The sequence below is a fragment of the Tsukamurella tyrosinosolvens genome (genome assembly GCF_900104775.1).
GTDB classification, from domain to species: Bacteria; Actinomycetota; Actinomycetes; order Mycobacteriales; family Mycobacteriaceae; genus Tsukamurella; species Tsukamurella tyrosinosolvens.
The window spans coordinates 1,935,060-1,952,525 of sequence record NZ_FNSA01000003.1 but is presented as its reverse complement, the minus strand read 5'-3'; the positions used below and the strand labels follow the sequence as shown (position 1 = coordinate 1,952,525).

Below are 17,466 nucleotides of genomic sequence, written 5' to 3'. Positions count from 1 at the left end.
GACACCCTCGCCCTAGCGAGACAAAATAGAAGTATGTCTCATCCCGAGCGTCCTGACAACCAGGTGGCGGTGATCCACCGCGCCGCACAGTGGTTCCGCGAGGGGCGCCGCGTGGATCTCGGGCAGATCGCGAAGGCCAGCGGGATCGGCCGGGCCACGCTCTACCGCTGGTTCGAGGGCCGGGAACAGGTCGTCGGCGAAGCGATCTGGCTCGGCATCGCCCAGGCGATCGCGCGCGTCGAGGCCGCCGAACCCGTCCGCGACCGCGCGGCCTTCCTGCGGTCCTTCGGCCGCCTCGCGCACGAGGTGCGCGACTATCCCCCGCTCGCCGGATTCGCCGCGGACGAGCCGGAGTTCGCGATGCGGGTGCTGCAGTCGCGCGACAGCGTGGTGCAGGCCCGGCTCATCGCCTGGGTGGGGGGCTGGCTGACCGACCTCGCGATCCCGCCGTCCGACGGTGCCCGCGGCGTCGCGCGGGCCGACCTCGCCTACGCGATCGTCCGGCTCGCGGAGTCATTCCTGTGGTCCGACATGATCATCGGCACGCCGCCGCAGCCGGACACGGCCGCGGCCCTGGTCGAGCTGCTCCTGGACGGCGCCGCGGGGCGGGGCTAACCGGAGACGATGCCCACGACGAGGTTGATCGCCGTCGCGAGGATGACGGTGCCGAAGACGTACGAGAGCAGGCAGTGCCGCAGCACCACGCTGCGGAGCTCCCGGGTGGACACCGAGTTGTCCGAGACCTGGTATGTCATGCCGAGGTTGTAGCTGAAGTAGAAGAAGTCGCGGTAGGCGGGCGGGACGTCGGTGCCCCAGTCGATGCCGCCCGGCTCGTCGCCCTCGTCCCCGTAGTAGAGCGCGGCGTACTGCGTGGCGTACGTCAGGTGCAGCGACGCCCAGACCGCGAACGCGGCGAGCAGCGCGCCCGCCGCGGCGACGTTGCGCGCATCCGTCCGGCCGGCGAGCAGCAGGATCACGATCGCGGCGAGGCCGCTCACGGCGATGACGCCGACCACGAGCTCCGCGACCCGGGGCCGGAAGTTCTCCCGGCGCACCGTCGCCCGGGTGGCGCCGTCGTCCAGCGGCCAGAGCACGAACCAGCCGACGGCCGCGAAGACGGCGGCCGCGGCGCCGATGCCGAGCAGGGCACCCAGCGAGAAGCCCAGCGGGACGCCGACCGCCACCGTCGCGACGGCGCCGATGGCGACCGCCAGGGCCGCACGAGCCGTCGCCGACGGCGGCAGTCCGCGGGCGTCGCTCACGGCGCCGGGTACTGCGCCAGGGCTCCGGCGAGGGGCCCGGGGACCCGGGCGACGATCCGCGTACCGTCGGCCTCGTGCTCGGCCGTGACGACCGTGCCCTCGGCGTGGATCCGCGCGACGAGGTCGCCCCGGTCGTAGGGCAGGAGGGCGCTGACCTCGACGTCACCCGCCGTGATGAGCTGCGTCATCCGCTCGAGCAGCTCGTCGATGCCCGCGCGCGAGTGCGCCGAGACGAAGACCGCCTCGGGCAGCGCGACGCGGAGCTGGGCCAGCACGACGGGGTCGGCGGCGTCGACCTTGTTGACCACGAGCAGCTCCCGTGGCAGCGACGCCTCCCGCTCCCCCGCGACCTCGCGCAACACCTGGCGCACCGCGTCGATCTGCCGCTGCGGCATCACGTCGCTGCCGTCGACGACGTGCAGCAGGAGGTCGGCGTCGACGACCTCCTCGAGCGTCGACCGGAAGGCTTCGACGAGCTGGGTCGGCAGGTGCCGCACGAAGCCGACGGTGTCGGTGAGGACCACGTCGCGGCCGTCGGTGAGTACGCCGTGCCGGGTGGTCGGATCGAGCGTGGCGAACAGGGCGTTCTGCACCAGCACGCCGGCGTCGGTGAGCGCGTTGAGCAGGCTCGACTTGCCCGCGTTGGTGTACCCGGCGATCGCCACGGCCGGCACGCCCGAACGGCGGCGCGCGCCGCGCTTGGTGTCGCGGGCCTGCTTCATGCCCTTGATCTCGCGGCGCAGCTTCGCCATCCGCTCGCGGATCCGGCGCCGATCGGTCTCGATCTTCGTCTCACCGGGACCGCGAAGGCCCACGCCGCCGTTGCTGCCCGCGCGGCCACCGGCCTGCCGGGACAGCGCCTCGCCCCAGCCACGCAGCCGGGGCAGCATGTACTCCATCTGCGCGAGGCTCACCTGCGCCTTGCCCTCGCGGGAGGTGGCGTGCTGGGCGAAGATGTCGAGGATCAGGGCGGTCCGGTCGATGACCTTGACCTTCACCACCTTCTCCAGCGCGTTGAGCTGCGCGGGCGTGAGCTCGCCGTCGCAGATCACCGTGTCGGCACCGGTCGCGAGCACGACCTCGCGGAGCTCGTGCGCCTTGCCCGAGCCGATGTACGTGGCGGGGTCGGGCCGGTCGCGCCGCTGGATCACGCCCTCGAGGACCGCGGAGCCCGCGGTCTCGGCCAGGGCCTTGAGCTCGGCGAGCGAGGCATCGGCCTGCGCCGCCGAGCCGGACGTCCACACGCCCACGAGCACGACCTGCTCGAGGCGCAACTGGCGGTATTCGACCTCGGTGACGTCGTCGAGCTCGGTCGAGAGGCCGACGACGCGACGGAGCGACGAGCGCTCCTCCAACTGGAGTTCGCCGACGGTCGGAGCCGGCTCCCAGGTATCCATGTCTGTCATATGCCTCCAGTGTGGCACGCCGGGACGCGGGAGGTCACGCGGGTTTTCCCGGAGCTGACAGCGGCGGGAGTCAGAGGCGCGCGGTCCCGGACGCGACGAGGCGGCTGGGGCCGCGGAGCACGGCACCGTCGGCCTCGACGGTGACGGTGACGACCCCGCCCGGCACGTGCACGTCGACGACGCCGGTGTCGCGGCCCGCGGCGCGCAGGGCCGCGACGGCGGCGGCGACCGTGCCGGTGCCACAGGACCGCGTCTCCCCCGAGCCGCGCTCGTGCACGCGCATGTGCACGGCACCGTCGGCGAGCGGGGTGAGGATCTCCACGTTGGTGCCGTGCGGGAAGAGGCCGTGATCGAAGGTGGGGACGCTCGCGACGTCGAGCGCCAGCAGGTCCTGCTCGGTGAGTCCCGGGACGACGCAGGCGAGGTGGGGGTTGCCGACGTCGACGGCGATCCCGGCGAGGTCGCGCCCGTCGACCCCGGCGGACGAGCTGCCGAACACCCTGGGCGCACCCATCGACACGGAGACCTCGGCGGTCTCGGGGTCGGCGTGGTGCACGCGGACCGGCTTGCCGCCGGCGCGGGAACCGACCGTGAACTCGTCGCCCGCGACCAGCGCGTTCGCGGCGAGGAAGTGAGCGAAGACGCGGACGCCGTTGCCGCACATCTCCGCGATCGAGCCGTCGGAGTTGCGGTAGTCCATGAACCAGTCCTCGCGCGCGACGCCCGCGGGCAGCGCGTCGAGGACGCCCGCGTCGAGCAGGTCGCCCGCGCGGGCGACGCGGAGCACCCCATCGCCGCCGATCCCCGCGCGACGGTCGCAGAGGGCGGCCACGAGCTCGGGCGTGAGGTCGATGTCGACGCCCGGGTCCGGCAGGATCACGAAATCGTTCTCCGTGCCGTGGCCCTTGAGGAAGTCCACTGCGGTCATGCGGACCAGTCTACGGACGCGTCACGCCCGCCACGGCGGGGCCGCGTGCGCGGCGAGGGCAGCGCCGAACAGGTCGGGGTCGGCACCGTCGAGCCAGACGACGCGGGGGTCGCGCCGGAACCACGACCGCTGCCGCCGGACGTAGCGGCGCGTGCCGATGAAGGTCAGCTCGCGGGCCTGGTCGAGGTCGTACTCGCCGTCGAAGGCCGCCAGGACCTGGGCGTAGCCGATGGCGCGGGCCGCGGTGACGCCGTCGCGCAGGCCGCGGGCCTCGAGGGCGCGGACCTCGTCGACGAGGCCGCCGTCGAACATGCGCCGGGTGCGCAGGTCGATCCGGGCGTCGAGTTCCTCGGTGTCGCGGTCGAGCGCGACGATCGCTGTGTCCCAGCGGGCCGGGCCGATCGCCGGCGCGGACGCGGCGAAAGGCTCACCGGTGAGGGTGACGACCTCGAGGGCCCGGACGATCCGCCGGCCGTCGGTGGTGAGGATCTTCGCTCCGGCGGCGGGGTCGAGCGCGTCGAGTTCGCGGTGCAGGGCGAGCGGACCGATCTCGGCGAGGCGCTCCTCGAACCGCCGCCGGACGTCGGGGTCGGTCGCGGGGAAGCTCCACTCGTCGAGGAGGGCCTGGAAGTACATCATCGAGCCACCGACGATCACCGGGGTGCGGCCCGCCTCGAGCAGCGCCTCGACGTCGGCGCGGGCCCGCTCCTGGTACGCGGCGACGGTGGCGGTCTCGGTCACCTCCAGCACGTCGAGCTGGTGGTGCGGGATGCCGCGCCGCTCGGCGACCGGCAGCTTCGCCGTGCCGATGTCCATGCCGCGGTACATCTGCATGGCGTCGATGTTGACGATCTCGCCGTCCAGCCGTTCGGCGAGGTCGAGCGCCAGGTCGGACTTGCCCGTGGCGGTGGGGCCCACGACGGCGATCGGCCGGATCGACGTCACGCCACGCCCCCGGTGGCGACGAGGTAGCCGACGCCGAACGGGGCGTCCCGGTAGAGCACGTCGACCGGCCGGCCCGCGCAGGCCGCGGCCGCTGCGCGCCAGGCGTCGTCGAGCCCGTCGGCCGGGCCCTCGGCGCAGACGGCGTCCACCTGCGCCGCGAAGACCGCCTCGTCCTCCGGGCGGTGGCCGCCGGGCGCGCGGGCGGTGAGCGTGTTCGGGCCGTCGAGGACGAAGAGGACACCCTCCGCCTCGTCATCGCCGTCGACGATCCGGGCCGACGGTGCCGTGCTCCCCCGCAGCCACGCGGCGAGGAGCAGCGGGACCGGCCAGGTGGGGCTGGGCGGGAGGTCGTTCGACGGTGCGCCGGGCCCCGTCGTCACGACGACGTCGGCGCCGAATCCCGCGAAGGTCCCCGCGGAGGCCTCGTCCGCCCTGGTCAGCGGGGACGACGCCACGACACGCCACGTGCGCGCGCGCTCGCCGAGCCACGCTCCCGCTGCGAGCGCGGCGCTGCGCAACCGGTCGGCGTCCGGGTCGCCAGGGGCGCCCACCAGCTCGGGAACGAGCAGCGGGGCGCCGGGGATCACGGCGACGGGCCGGTGGTCGCGCTGGGACGGGTGCACGAGAAGAACGCTAATCGATCGCGCCGGAGGGCCCGCGGAGTGCTTCAATGGATCCGGGCCCGCGCGCAGTGCGGGTCCGTGACGACGGCAGCCGTGACGCGCGGCGCAGACGAAGGGGAACCCCGTGGCCGAGAACGACCCGATCGCCGAGACCACTCCGATCGAGAACGCCGCTCCCAAGCCGACCCCGGGCGCCCGGCCCGGCCCCAAACCGCATCCCGGCCCCCGGCCCGGCGGACCACGCCCGCACGCGCCCGCTGCGCAGGCCGCGCCGCGCACGCGCCCGGCGTCCGATCCGAGCAAGCACGGCCGGGTCGATGAGGACGGGACCGTCTACGTCGTGACCTCCGGCGGCGAGCGCGCCGTCGGTTCCTGGCAGGCCGGCGAGTCCGCCGAGGGCCTCGCGCACTACGGGCGCAAGTACGACGAGCTGGCCACCGAGGTCGAGGTGCTCGAGGAGCGGCTCGCGAGCGGCACCAGCGACCCGAAGAAGATCCGCGCCGCCGCCCAGCAGGTCGCGGACACGCTGCCCACTGCCGCGGTCGTGGGCGACCTCGACGGGCTCGCCGCACGCGTGGGCGCGCTGTTGACGGGTGCCGACACCGCGATCGTGACCGCGCAGGCCGATCGGGAGAAGAGCCGCTCCGAGGGCATCGCCCGCAAGGAGGAGCTCGCCGCGGAGGCCGAGCAGATCGCAGCGGAGGCCACCCAGTGGAAGGCCGCCGGCGACCGGATGCGGGCGCTGCTCGACGAGTGGAAGACGATCAAGGGCGTCGACCGCAAGACCGACGACGCGCTGTGGAAGCGCTACTCCAAGGCGCGCGACGCGTTCAACAAGCGGCGCGGCGCCCACTTCGCCGAACTCGACCGCGAGCGCGCCGGCGCGAAGGCGCGCAAGGAGGAGCTGATCGAGGAGGCGGAGAAGCTCAAGAACGACACCTCGTGGGGCGAGACCTCGGCGAAGTTCCGGGACCTGCTCGCGAAGTGGAAGGCGGCCGGCCGCGCGCCCCGCGACACCGACGACGCCCTGTGGGCCCGGTTCAAGGGCATCCAGGACGAGTTCTTCTCGGCGCGCAACGCCGCGGCCAGCGAGCGGGACGCCGAGTTCGCCGAGAACGGCAAGGCCAAGCAGGCCCTGCTCGACGAGTACACCCCGCGGATCGAGTCCGCGCAGAGCCTCGCCGCACAGAAGTCCGCGCTGCGGGAGCTGCAGGACAAGTGGGAGGCCGTCGGCAAGGTGCCCCGCGAGCAGATGGGTTCGCTGGAGGCCGGGATCCGCGCGCTCGAGAAGAAGATCAAGGCCGCGGACGACACGCAGTGGCGGCGCACCGACCCCGAGGCCGCGGCCCGTGCCGCGCAGTTCCGGGACCGCGTCGCGCAGTTCGAGGAGCAGGCCGAGAAGGCGGAGAAGGCCGGCAAGTCCAAGGACGCCGTGCGGCTGCGCGAGCAGGCGCAGCAGTGGCGCGAGTGGGCCGACGCCGCGGAGGGCGCGGTCGAGAACCGCTGACTCGCAACGACGACCGCCCGGCGAGGATCCTCGCCGGGCGGTCGTCGTTCCGTCGGGCCCCGACTCCGGCGCCGGTGTGCGCGCCTACGTCTGATCGGTCGGGCGCTGCGGGCGGGGCGGCTGGTGGCCGATGCGGTTGGACCGGGCGAAGTCGTCCCACTCCTGCGCGGCGTCGCGCCGCTCCTGCTCCGCGGCGAGCTGGTACGGGGTGCGCGCCCAGATGGTCTTGATCCACACGACGGCGAGCACGATCATGGCGAACCAGCCGAGGAACAGGCCGACGCCGGCGCCGGTCGGCGGCTCGCCGTGGAGGCCGGGGGTCTGGCGCGACCACACCGACAGCAGGCCGAAGACCACCGACACGCCGCAGCCCGCGCCGGCGATCACCGACAGCGCCCAGCGGCGGGTCAGCAGCGCGGCGCCGGAGGCGAGGACGCCGAACAGCACCTCGAGCCAGACGAAGATCTTCGAGACGATGACGAGCGAGCTGCCCTCGATGTGCGGGTCGCCGGTGATGATCTCGATGCCCGTCACCGACCCGGTGTGCGGCAGCGCCAGCGACACGATCACCACGACGACCGCGATCGCGGCCACCAGGATGCGCGGGCTGACCTGGAACTCACCGGCGAGCTTGCGCTCGACGGACTCGACCTGCGAGCGCAGGCTCTCCAGCTCTTCGGCGCTCCGGGGGTTCTCGCTGTCGGCGTTCATGGCCTCCATTGTCCACCCTGCGCCGCGCGTTGTCTCCTACAGGTCGTCGTAGAAGCGATCAGCAGGTCGAGCACCCCGTCGACGCGGGTGCGGTGGCCGGAGCCGGGCGGCCGACGGGCGGCAGTCCGAGACCGACGCCGACGGGCGCGGTGACGGGCGTGATGGCGGCCTCGACGTTGTCGCCGGCACGGGTGCGACGGTGGCTGAGCACGCCGCCGTCGGCGACAAGATGATGCGGGGCCGCGGCGGTGATCTCGACCTCGACGACGTCGCCCGGGCGGATGCCCTCGCCACCGGCGAAGTGCACGAGCCGGCCGTCGCGGGCGCGGCCGGACATGCGCTTGGTCTCGGCGTCCTTGCGGCCCTCGCCGAGCGCCACCAGCAGCTCGACGCGCCGACCGACCTGCTTCTGGTTCTCCTCGAGCGTGATCCGCTCCTGCAGCGCGATGAGCCGGTCGTAGCGCTCCTGCACCACCTTCTTCGGCAGCTGGTCGGGCAGGTCGGCGGCCGGGGTGCCGGGGCGGATCGAGTACTGGAAGGTGAAGGCCGAGCTGAACCGGGCCTTCTCGACCACGTCGAGGGTGCCCTGGAAGTCCTCCTCGGTCTCCCCCGGGAACCCGACGATGATGTCGGTGGTGATCGCGGCGTGCGGGATCTTCTCGCGGACACGATCGAGGATGCCCAGGAACTTGGTGCTGCGGTAACTCCGGCGCATCTCCTTGAGCACGCGGTCGGAGCCGGACTGCAACGGCATGTGCAGTTGCGGGCAGATGTTCGGGGTCTCCGCCATGGCGTCGATCACGTCGTCGGTGAACTCGGCGGGGTGCGGGCTGGTGAACCGGACCCGCTCGAGGCCCTCGATGCGGCCGCACGCGCGCAGTAGGTCGGCGAAGGCGCCCCGGTCGCGCGGCAGCTCGGGGTCGGCGAAGTTCACGCCGTAGGCGTTGACGTTCTGGCCGAGCAGGGTGACCTCGGAGACGCCCTGGTCGACGAGGGCCTGCACCTCGGCGAGGATGTCGCCCGGGCGGCGGTCGACCTCCTTACCGCGCAGGCTCGGCACGATGCAGAAGGTGCAGGTGTTGTTGCAGCCGACCGAGATGGACACCCAGCCCGCGTACGCGCTCTCGCGGCGCGCGGGCAGGGTCGACGGGAAGGCGTCGAGCGCCTCCTTGATCTCGACCTCCGCCTTCTCGTTGTGTCGCGCGCGCTCGAGCAACGTCGGCAGAGATCCGATGTTGTGGGTACCGAAGACCACGTCGACCCACGGGGCCTTCTTCACGACGGTGCCCCGGTCCTTCTGTGCCAGACAGCCGCCAACGGCGATCTGCATGCCCGGCCGCTCCCGCTTGATCGGCGCCAGGTGGCTGAGGTTGCCGTACAACTTGTTGTCGGCGTTCTCCCGGACCGCGCAGGTGTTGAAGACCACGAGGTCTGCCTGTTCGCCGCCGTCCGCGCGCACGTAGCCGGCGTCCTCGAGCAGGCCGGAGAGGCGCTCGGAATCGTGCACGTTCATCTGGCACCCGTAGGTGCGGACCTCGTACGTTCGGCTGGCGGGGGCTGCTTCGATCACCTCACCAGGATAATCGGCGGGGGCAAATCGCTCCGTTCACAGATTTCCGGCACCAATCCGCCCGAGTTAACGCGAGCGAAACGTCCCAACTCATAGGCTCAGACAATGACCACTCCCGCGACTGAGCCCACAGGCTCCGCTCCGATGATCGAGATCGAATCAGTCGACAAGCACTTCGGCGACCTCCACGTGCTCAAGAACATCAACCTGACGGTCCCCAAGGGCCAGGTCGTCGTCATGCTCGGCCCCTCGGGCTCGGGCAAGTCGACGCTGTGCCGCACCATCAACCGGCTCGAGCCGATCGATTCGGGCACGATCAAGATCGACGGCGCGCTGCTGCCCGAGGAGGGTCGCGGCCTCGCGGGTCTGCGCGCCGAGGTCGGCATGGTCTTCCAGTCCTTCAACCTGTTCGCACACAAGACGATCCTCGACAACGTCACCCTCGGCCCGATGAAGGTGCGCAAGCAGAACAAGGCCGACGCCGAGAAGCGCGCGCTCGAGCTCCTCGACCGCGTCGGCATCGTCGCGCAGAAGGACAAGTATCCCGCCCAGCTGTCCGGCGGCCAGCAGCAGCGCGTCGCCATCGCTCGTGCCCTCGCGATGGGCCCCAAGGTCATGCTCTTCGACGAGCCCACCTCCGCGCTCGACCCGGAGATGGTCAACGAGGTGCTCGACGTCATGGTCGGTCTCGCCAAGGAGGGCATGACGATGGTCTGCGTGACCCACGAGATGGGCTTCGCACGCAAGGCCGCCGACCGCATCCTGTTCCTCGCCGACGGCGAGATCGTCGAGGACACCGAACCCGAGTCCTTCTTCACCGCACCGAAATCGGACCGCGCCAAGGACTTCCTCGGCAAGATCCTGGGGCACTGATGACATCACCACAGACCACTCGAACCCGACGGTGGCGGGGCGCGGTCGCGGCCGTCGCCGCCGCCCTCGTGACCGTCCCCCTCCTCTCCGCATGCGGCACGGACACCCCGCGCAGCCTGCTGGCCTCGATCAAGAACGGCGACGTGGTGCTGGGCACCAAGTACGACCAGCCCGGCCTCGCCAACCGCAATCCGGACAAGTCCCACAGCGGATCGGATGTGGACGTCTCGGAGTTCGTCGTCAAGCAGATCGCGAAGAACAACGGCTGGGCCGAGCCGAAGATCACGTGGAAGGAGACCCCGTCTCCGTTGCGTGAGCGGATGATCGAGAACGGCGAGGTCGACATGATCGCCGCCACGTACTCGATCAGCGCGGCGCGCACGAAGAAGGTCACGTTCGCCGGCCCGTACCTCACCACCTACCAGGCGCTGCTGGTGAGTAAGAAGACCGCCAACCCGATCAAGAGCCTCGAGGACCTCAACTCGGGGCGCAAGCTGTGCTCGGTGTCGGGCTCGACCTCGGCGATCAACGTCAAGGCCGCCCTGCCGAACGTCCAGCTGCAGCAGTACGACGGCTACGCCTCGTGCGTGGAGGGGGTGCGACGCGGGGTGCTGGACGCGCTCACCACCGACGCCACGATTCTCGCCGGCTTCCAGGCCAAGTACCCGGACGAGTTCGACATCGTCCCGATGACCTACCCGAAGGACGTGACCCTGACGAGCAGCACGGGGACCAAGACCGAGAAGAAGAAGGGCGACCAGTTCTCCACCGAGCGCTACGGCATCGGCCTGCGCAAGGGAGACGGAGAGGCGCTCAGCGAGGTGAACAAGGCACTGCGGCAGATGACGCTCGGAGAGCAGGGCACCACCACCTACGACGCGGAGGCCGTCCCCGCGGTCCCGTCGTGCATGGTGCCGGCGGCGGTCGTCTCCACCTACACCGGTCTCGCCTACGCCAACCCCGACAACGAGCTGTTCAAGGCGCTGCGGGAGAACCTGGGCGAGTACGCGAACACCATGATCGAGCAGGGGCGCCCCGTCGAGGGCGGCAAGCCGAAGTCGGTGCTCGTCGCCGTCCCCGGTGATCAGAGCTGGCTGCTGCCCGACAAGGACGGCAACGTGAAGGTCACCGTCAACGGCGCGACGATGACGCTACCGAAGGCCGATCCGCAGGCGCAGTGCACGAAGGCAGGTGTCTGACATGTGGGAAGACCTCGGGCCACAGCTGTGGCCGGCGTTCTGGGTGACGATCAAACTCACCTTCTTCTCGGCGATCGGCGCCACCATCTGGGGCACGATCCTCGCAGGCATGCGGGTCTCGCCGGTCCCGGCGATGCGAGTGTTCGGCACCTGGTACGTCAACATCGTCCGGAACACGCCGCTGACGCTGATCATCCTGTTCCTCTCGCTCGGCCTGTACCAGAACATGGGACTCGCGCTGGCGCCGAACAACGCCAACTTCACCGAGAACAACAACTTCTGGCTGGCCGTCATCGGCTTCATCGTCTACACGGCCACCTTCGTCTGCGAGACCCTGCGATCCGGCTTCAACACCGTGCCGCTCGGCCAGGCCGAGGCGGCGCGCTCGCTGGGCCTGTCGTTCATGCAGGTCTTCCAGCTCATCGTGCTGCCGCAGGCCGGCCGCGCGGTGATCGCGCCGATGGGCAGCGTGCTCATCGCGCTCACGAAGAACACCACGATCGCGTCGATCATCGGCGTCGGTGAGGCGGCCCTGCTGATGAAGGAGCAGCTCGAGTTGCACAGTGACCAGCTGATCCTGATCTTCGTGATCTTCGCGGCCTGCTTCATGGTGATCACTCTGTTCGAGGGAGCCGTCTTCGGCTACTTCGCCAAGCGACTGGCGGTGAAGCGATGAGCACGAAGTCCACCTCGACCGTCCTCTACGACGCGCCGGGCCCCAAGGCCCGGGTGCGCAACAACATCATCGCGGTGGTGTTCATCGTGGTGCTGGTCGCCCTGTTCGCCTGGGTGATCACGGCGTTCGCCGCGAACGGCCAGTTCGATCAGGAGAAGCTCGAGCCCTTCGCCGACGCGAACTACTGGGGCACGTACATCCTTCCGGGCCTCTGGGGCACCTTCAAGGCCGCCCTCGCGTCGATCATCCTCGCGATGATCATGGGCGCCTTCCTCGGCATCGGGCGGCTCTCCGACCACCGGTCGGTGCGCTGGGCGACGGGTGCGATCGTGGAGTTCTTCCGCGCCATCCCGGTGCTGATCCTGATCTACTTCCTGTACATCGTCTTCGGTGTGTACAAGGTGTTCACCTCGGACTACATCGCCTTCTTCGCGGTCGTCTTCGGCCTCACCCTGTACAACGGCTCGGTGATCGCGGAGATCCTGCGCTCGGGTATCAACTCGCTGCCCAACGGTCAGTTCGAGGCGGCCAAGGCCCTCGGCCTGCGGAAGTCGCAGACGATGCGGCTGATCCTGCTCCCGCAGGCGGTCGCCGCCATGCTGCCCGCGCTGATCTCGCAGATGGTCATCGCGCTCAAGGACAGCGCGCTCGGCTACCAGATCGGCTACATCGAGGTCGTGAAGTCCGGCATCCAGGCGGGCAACGAGTGGGGCAACGTCATCCCCTCGCTGATCGTGGTCGCCATCATCATGATCCTCATCAACTTCGGCCTCTCGGCGCTGGCGTCGAACATCGAGAAGAACCTGCGCGAGGGCCGCAAGAAGAAGCTGATCGTCGATCCGCCGCACGCGCTTCCCGAACCCGGGCTCATGTCCAAGGAGGTCATGGAGACTACCCACCCGGATCCGAAGCACAGGGACCTCCGGCAGGACTACGGCGACTGACCGCCGTGTCCTCTCGAACCCGCGCGAGCGCGGCCCTGGCACTGGTCACAGTGCTCATGGCCGCGCTCTGCGCGTGTTCGGGGCCGTCGCCGCGGAGCCTGCTGCGATCCATCGACGACGGTGCGGTCCTGATCGGCGTGAAGGCCGACCAGCCGGGCCTCGGACTGCGCGGCGGGGACGGGGAGTACTCCGGGTTCGACATCGACGTCGCCCGGTACGTGGTCCGGACGGTGGCCGCCGCCCGCGGGAAGGGCGAGCCGAAGATCACCTGGCGCGAGAGCCCCACCCCGCAGCGCGAGCGGCTGATCGACAACGGCGAGGTGGATGCGATCGTCGCCTCGTACTCGATCGACTCCGCTCGTGCGACCGAGGTGGCCTTCGCGGGACCGTACCTGACGACGCGCCAGGGCCTGCTCGTGCGCCGCGACGAGGCGGCGGTCGGCACGGTCTCCGATCTGGGACGTGACCGGACGCTCTGTTCGGTGGCGGGCTCCACGTCGGCGCGGTCGGTGGCGGCGCTGCTGCCCGGCGTGCGGTCGATCGAGTACGACAGCTACTCCGCGTGCGCGGATGCGCTCGCGCGCCGTGCCGTGGACGCGGTGACCACCGACGAGGTCATCCTCGCCGGCTTCGCCGCCCAGCGCCCGGACGCGTTCCGTCTCGTCGACATGGTGCTGCCGAAGGACACGTGCGTCGACGGCCGGCTCCGTTCCGCGGGTGCGCCCTTCTCCGTCGAGCGGTACGGGATCGGCCTCGCCCACGGCGACGACGCCGCGCGCGACGCCGTCAACGCCGCGCTCCGGCAGATGCTCGAGTCCGGCGAGTGGGAGCGGTCCCTGCGACGAGCCGTCGGCGACGAGGAGGCCGCGCGGACCATCGAGCGTGACGGCGGTACCGATCGGCTGGTGCCCGGGATCGGGGACCTGGGGTTCCTCACCGCGACGAGCGCGCCGTGCGCGGCCCGCTGACCGTCACAGATACGGCCGGGTGAGCAGCTCGATGCCGTGCCCCGCCGGATCGCGGACGTAGACGCCCCGGCCGCCGTGCTCGTGATTGATGCGGCCCGGCTCCTTCCAGAACGGGTCGGCGGCGTGGTCGACCCCGCGATCGACGAGGAGCGCGTAGGCGCGGTCGAAATGCCCGTCGTCGACGAGGAAGGCGTAGTGCTGCGCCTGGACGTCGATCGGCGGCGCCGCGATCTGCAGCAGGACGCCGTCCTCGATCTCGAGGTTGGTGAACGGGCCCCAGGACTGCGCGGGGCGCGCCTCGAGGTAGTCGCGGTAGAACGCCGCGGACTCCTCGCTGTTCACGGCGAAGATGATGGTGTGGTTGAAACGTGCGGGCATGGAATCTCCTTCGGGTTCGGAATCGTGATGTGCGTCGCCTGATTCCGAGCGGCGGAGACCGCGCCGTCAACCGTTCGCCGGATCACCCGTCTGTGCGTGGCCCGAGGCCGTTCCGGCAGTCATGCCGGGTACCCTACCGCCTCGCCCACGCGCGTGGAAAGGGCCGAGTGCCAGGGTGCCGACGCAGCGAAGCCCCCGGAGTGTTCTCCGGGGGCTCCACTTGGCACGGGGATCCACTCCCCTCGTCTTCGTCGCTCGCCGGTCCGTCCTCGGGCGGGCGATCGTTCGCGCTAGTCCTGTGCGGCGTCGGCCTTCGCGCGGATCGCATCGAGGACGACGGACAGCGCCAGAGACGGGTGGTACCCGCGGCGGCCGAGCATCCCGACGAGCCGCTGCGTCAACTTGTCCCGCTCGACGCGGTCCTCGGGGACCTCGACGCGGGCGAGCTTGCGGTCCACCAGCTCTGCGGCGCGCTCCCGCTCGTCCTCGCGGCTGACGGTATCGAGCGCGGCCGACGCCTCTTCCTCGCCGACGCCCTTCGTGCGCAGCTCCTGTGCCAGGGCGCGACGGCCCCGGCCCGAGAACTGGTGCCTCGACTGGACCCAGCGCTGCGCGAACGCGGCGTCGTCGATGAGGCCGGCGGCGACGAACTTGTCGAGCATCCGCTCGGTCAGCTCCTCGTCGAATCCGCGGCGGGCGAGCTTGTTCCGCAGCTCGGCCCGCGAGTGGTCGCGCATCCCGAGGGCGCGGTAGACCAGGTCCCGGGCCAGTGCCTCACGCTTAGCCGGGTCCTGCTCCACCTGCTGCTGAGGTTCGCCGTCCGCCGGACCGCCGCCGTCGCGGGAGCGGCGCCCGCGGCGCCGGCCCCGGGAGACGACCTCGTCGTCGGCGTAGTCCACCATCGCGGCCTAGAAGTCGACGGGCGCGGGAGCGATCTCGTCGGCGTCGGCGGTGACGTCGGCGCCCACGCCGAGCTTCTCCTTGATCCGCTTCTCGATCTCGTCGCGGACGTCCGGGTTCTCGACCAGGAACTTGCGGGCGTTCTCCTTGCCCTGGCCCAGCTGGTCACCGTCGTACGTGTACCAGGAGCCGGACTTGCGGATGAAGCCCTCGTTGACGCCCATGTCGATGATGGAGCCCTCACGGCTGATGCCCTGGCCGTAGATGATGTCGAACTCGGCCTGCTTGAACGGCGGGGAGACCTTGTTCTTGACGACCTTGACGCGGGTGCGGTTGCCCACCGCGTCGGTGCCGTCCTTGAGAGTCTCGATGCGGCGCACGTCCAGGCGCACGGAGGCGTAGAACTTCAGCGCCTTACCGCCCGTGGTGGTCTCGGGCGAGCCGAACATGACGCCGATCTTCTCGCGCAGCTGGTTGATGAAGATGGCGGTGGTGCCCGAGTTGTTCAGCGCGCCCGTCATCTTGCGGAGCGCCTGGCTCATGAGGCGGGCCTGCAGACCGACGTGACTGTCGCCCATCTCGCCCTCGATCTCGGCCTTGGGCACCAGGGCCGCCACCGAGTCGATCACGATGATGTCGAGCGCGCCGGAGCGGATCAGCATGTCCGCGATCTCCAGCGCCTGCTCACCCGTATCGGGCTGCGAGACGAGGAGGGCGTCGGTATCGACACCCAGCTTCGCGGCGTAGTCGGGGTCGAGCGCGTGCTCCGCGTCGATGAAGGCCGCGATGCCGCCGTTGGCCTGCGCCTCCGCGACCGCGTGCAGGGCGACGGTGGTCTTACCCGAGGACTCCGGGCCGTAGACCTCGATGACGCGGCCGCGCGGGAGGCCGCCGATGCCGAGCGCCACGTCCAGCGCGATGGAGCCGGTGGGGATCACCGCGATGGGCTGACGCACCTCGTCTCCGAGGCGCATGACGGAGCCCTTGCCGTAGCTCTTGTCGATCTGGGCGAGCGCCAGCTCGAGGGCCTTATCGCGATCCGCGGGTGCAGGTGCCATGGGACTCTCCGTCCTTCGGGCCGGGGTGGGAAGTACCGCCGGCGCTGGGTTCTACTGTTGCTACGGACGCTAGAGGGACCCTCTGACAAGTTTTCGCATCCGCATCGGGCGCGCTCTCGCCGGCTCACTTTCACGTCGAACACCGTCGACTATAGGCGAACCTGCGTTCGAAGCAAGCATCGAACGCGCGACACGCCGCCCCTTCCCCCGACCACGCCGGAGCACCAGGCGGAGATCACCTCCGAGCTGCGGTTCCGCCGCTCCGCGCGAAGCGGCCGGGCGTGGTCCCGACCATCGACTTGAAGTGACGGTTGAGGTGCGACTGGTCGTGGAACCCCGCCTCCACCGAGACGTCCGCCGCGGCGCCGCCGGCCAGCAGTAACCTGCGCGCGAGCTCGACCCGGCGGCCGATCAGGTACCTGTGCGGCGGGAGCCCGAACTCACGGGAGAACTCCCTGACCAGGTGCGACGGGTCCACGTGGAGCGCACGTCCCGCCTCCTCGAGCGTCATGCCCTCGCGGATGCTGCCGTCGAGGAGATCCCGGAGAGCGTGCGCGACCGGCCGGTTCCGCGGCGCCCGCGCCGGCTCCGGATTGCCGTCCAGGTGCCACTGCAGCCGTTCGACGATCAGGGCGAGCCGGCTCGCCGCTTCGAACTCCTCCCCCGGCGCGACGAGCGCCCGGTTGAGCCGGTCGACACGCTGCCGGAGCGGGCCGTCGAGCAGCGTCGGCCTGCCGACGGCGCGCCCGATCCCGTCGAGCATCCGCGACTCCAGGTAGATCACGCGCTTGTCGAACCCGCCCGCCGTGAGGCTGTGCCCGTCGTGCGCGACGTGCGGCGGCAGCAGCGTCACCGACCGCGGCGACGAATCGCACCGCTCGCCGCCCAGCTCGTACCCGATGCGCCCGCGATCGACCGTGAGCAGCGTCCACACCTCGTGCGTGTGCATCGGGTAGGCGTGCTCCTCGAAGTGCGCCCGGAACACCTCGGCGATCCCCTCGACGCGGGGTCGCCACGCGACGCTCGACTCCGCGGACATCCATCAAGTATGTACAAGACCCGGGCACGTGCCGGCGACGACGCTGGAGGCATGACCGAGACGATCCGATTCGACACCAAGATCGCGGTGCTGCTCCGCGACGATCTCGCCGGCTGGCAGCGCCTCAACACCACGGCCTTCCTCGTCAGCGGTATCGCCGCCACGGTCCCCGAGGTCGTCGGCGAGCCCTACGCCGACGCCGACGGCACCGCGTACCTGCCCATGTTCCGCCAGCCAGTCCTCGTCTTCGAGGGCACCGCGGAGACGCTCCGTGCCGCGCACCAACGAGCGCTGGGACGGGGCCTGACCGTCTCCGTCTTCACCCGGGAACTGTTCTCGACCGGCAACGACCGGGACAACCGCGCCGCGGTCCAGGCGGTCGGCACTGCCGCGCTGGACCTCGTCGGCATCGGCGTCCACGGCCCCAAGAACGCCGTCGACCGGATCATGAAGGGCGCCCGGATGCACCCGTGAGTCGT

The 17,466-nt window shown here is 70.8% G+C and carries 19 protein-coding genes; 8 read left to right on the top strand and 11 right to left on the bottom strand.

All coding sequences use genetic code 11. The annotated features are described in order from the left end of the window. The first annotated feature begins 33 nt into the window (after positions 1 to 33). On the top strand, positions 34 to 615 hold the full coding sequence (locus tag BLW32_RS10855) for a TetR/AcrR family transcriptional regulator (protein ID WP_139286127.1): 582 nt from the start codon (positions 34 to 36) through the stop codon (positions 613 to 615). Here the strand turns inward: BLW32_RS10855 and BLW32_RS10850 are convergent. From BLW32_RS10850 to BLW32_RS10830, 5 genes are all read right to left on the bottom strand, one after another. Beyond that, a complete protein-coding gene (locus BLW32_RS10850) occupies positions 612 to 1,262 on the bottom strand; it encodes a DUF1345 domain-containing protein (protein ID WP_068525032.1) in 651 nt (216 codons plus the stop codon). The genes BLW32_RS10855 and BLW32_RS10850 overlap by 4 nt on opposite strands. Further along, positions 1,259 to 2,668 (bottom strand): GTPase HflX, encoded by a 1,410-nt coding sequence (gene hflX / locus BLW32_RS10845; protein ID WP_068742159.1) that lies wholly within the window; start codon positions 2,666 to 2,668, stop codon positions 1,259 to 1,261. The genes BLW32_RS10850 and hflX overlap by 4 nt, the downstream gene beginning before the upstream one ends. A gap of 70 nt (positions 2,669 to 2,738) precedes the next feature. Further along, on the bottom strand, positions 2,739 to 3,587 hold the full coding sequence (gene dapF / locus BLW32_RS10840; protein ID WP_068742332.1) for a diaminopimelate epimerase: 849 nt from the start codon (positions 3,585 to 3,587) through the stop codon (positions 2,739 to 2,741). A gap of 30 nt (positions 3,588 to 3,617) precedes the next feature. Continuing rightward, complete coding sequence (miaA, locus tag BLW32_RS10835) at positions 3,618 to 4,532, bottom strand: tRNA (adenosine(37)-N6)-dimethylallyltransferase MiaA (RefSeq protein WP_139286343.1); 915 nt, start codon at positions 4,530 to 4,532, stop codon at positions 3,618 to 3,620. Positions 4,533 to 4,537: 5 nt separating this feature from the next. Then, positions 4,538 to 5,164, bottom strand: coding sequence for a hypothetical protein (locus BLW32_RS10830; RefSeq protein WP_068525030.1), 627 nt, complete (start codon positions 5,162 to 5,164; stop codon positions 4,538 to 4,540). 124 nt (positions 5,165 to 5,288) lie between these two features. Between BLW32_RS10830 and BLW32_RS10825 the strand changes: the two genes are divergently transcribed. After that, positions 5,289 to 6,671, top strand: coding sequence for a DUF349 domain-containing protein (locus BLW32_RS10825; RefSeq protein WP_082791460.1), 1,383 nt, complete (start codon positions 5,289 to 5,291; stop codon positions 6,669 to 6,671). Positions 6,672 to 6,755: 84 nt separating this feature from the next. Here the strand turns inward: BLW32_RS10825 and BLW32_RS10820 are convergent, their stop codons facing one another. After that, on the bottom strand, positions 6,756 to 7,382 hold the full coding sequence (locus BLW32_RS10820) for an Rv2732c family membrane protein (RefSeq protein WP_231857388.1): 627 nt from the start codon (positions 7,380 to 7,382) through the stop codon (positions 6,756 to 6,758). 58 nt (positions 7,383 to 7,440) lie between these two features. Continuing rightward, positions 7,441 to 8,952 (bottom strand): tRNA (N6-isopentenyl adenosine(37)-C2)-methylthiotransferase MiaB, encoded by a 1,512-nt coding sequence (gene miaB, locus BLW32_RS10815; RefSeq protein ID WP_068525028.1) that lies wholly within the window; start codon positions 8,950 to 8,952, stop codon positions 7,441 to 7,443. Positions 8,953 to 9,096: 144 nt separating this feature from the next. Between miaB and BLW32_RS10810 the strand changes: the two genes are divergently transcribed. The 5 genes from BLW32_RS10810 to BLW32_RS10790 are packed head-to-tail and all read left to right on the top strand — an operon-like array spanning position 9,097 to position 13,612. Beyond that, positions 9,097 to 9,825, top strand: coding sequence for an amino acid ABC transporter ATP-binding protein (locus BLW32_RS10810; RefSeq protein ID WP_068525027.1), 729 nt, complete (start codon positions 9,097 to 9,099; stop codon positions 9,823 to 9,825). Further along, complete coding sequence (locus BLW32_RS10805) at positions 9,825 to 11,024, top strand: transporter substrate-binding domain-containing protein (protein ID WP_074850517.1); 1,200 nt, start codon at positions 9,825 to 9,827, stop codon at positions 11,022 to 11,024. Before BLW32_RS10810 ends, BLW32_RS10805 begins: the two co-directional genes overlap by 1 nt. Next, complete coding sequence (locus BLW32_RS10800) at positions 11,017 to 11,700, top strand: amino acid ABC transporter permease (protein ID WP_068525025.1); 684 nt, start codon at positions 11,017 to 11,019, stop codon at positions 11,698 to 11,700. Before BLW32_RS10805 ends, BLW32_RS10800 begins: the two co-directional genes overlap by 8 nt. Beyond that, a complete protein-coding gene (locus BLW32_RS10795) occupies positions 11,697 to 12,644 on the top strand; it encodes an amino acid ABC transporter permease (protein ID WP_068525024.1) in 948 nt (315 codons plus the stop codon). Before BLW32_RS10800 ends, BLW32_RS10795 begins: the two co-directional genes overlap by 4 nt. 56 nt (positions 12,645 to 12,700) lie before the next feature. Beyond that, positions 12,701 to 13,612, top strand: a complete 912-nt coding sequence (locus tag BLW32_RS10790; protein ID WP_068742333.1) for a glutamate ABC transporter substrate-binding protein — start codon at positions 12,701 to 12,703, stop codon at positions 13,610 to 13,612. Positions 13,613 to 13,615: 3 nt separating this feature from the next. On the opposite strand, the gene BLW32_RS10785 is transcribed toward BLW32_RS10790, so the two are convergent. The 4 genes from BLW32_RS10785 to BLW32_RS10770 all read right to left on the bottom strand — a co-directional run bounded on the left by BLW32_RS10785 (position 13,616) and on the right by BLW32_RS10770 (position 16,987). Then, positions 13,616 to 13,990, bottom strand: coding sequence for a VOC family protein (locus tag BLW32_RS10785; protein ID WP_068742163.1), 375 nt, complete (start codon positions 13,988 to 13,990; stop codon positions 13,616 to 13,618). A gap of 290 nt (positions 13,991 to 14,280) precedes the next feature. Further along, complete coding sequence (locus BLW32_RS10780; RefSeq protein ID WP_074850515.1) at positions 14,281 to 14,892, bottom strand: regulatory protein RecX; 612 nt, start codon at positions 14,890 to 14,892, stop codon at positions 14,281 to 14,283. A 6-nt stretch (positions 14,893 to 14,898) separates the two neighbouring features. Beyond that, on the bottom strand, positions 14,899 to 15,948 hold the full coding sequence (gene recA / locus BLW32_RS10775; protein ID WP_068525022.1) for a recombinase RecA: 1,050 nt from the start codon (positions 15,946 to 15,948) through the stop codon (positions 14,899 to 14,901). Between the two features lie 235 nt (positions 15,949 to 16,183). Beyond that, the gene (locus BLW32_RS10770; RefSeq protein ID WP_068742164.1) at positions 16,184 to 16,987 is read right to left on the bottom strand and encodes a helix-turn-helix transcriptional regulator; all 804 of its coding nucleotides are present in this window, start codon (positions 16,985 to 16,987) and stop codon (positions 16,184 to 16,186) included. A gap of 51 nt (positions 16,988 to 17,038) precedes the next feature. Here BLW32_RS10770 and BLW32_RS10765 point away from each other — a divergent pair, with 51 nt between their 5' ends. After that, the gene (locus BLW32_RS10765; protein WP_231857390.1) at positions 17,039 to 17,461 is read left to right on the top strand and encodes a DUF2000 domain-containing protein; all 423 of its coding nucleotides are present in this window, start codon (positions 17,039 to 17,041) and stop codon (positions 17,459 to 17,461) included. Positions 17,462 to 17,466 lie beyond the last annotated feature (5 nt).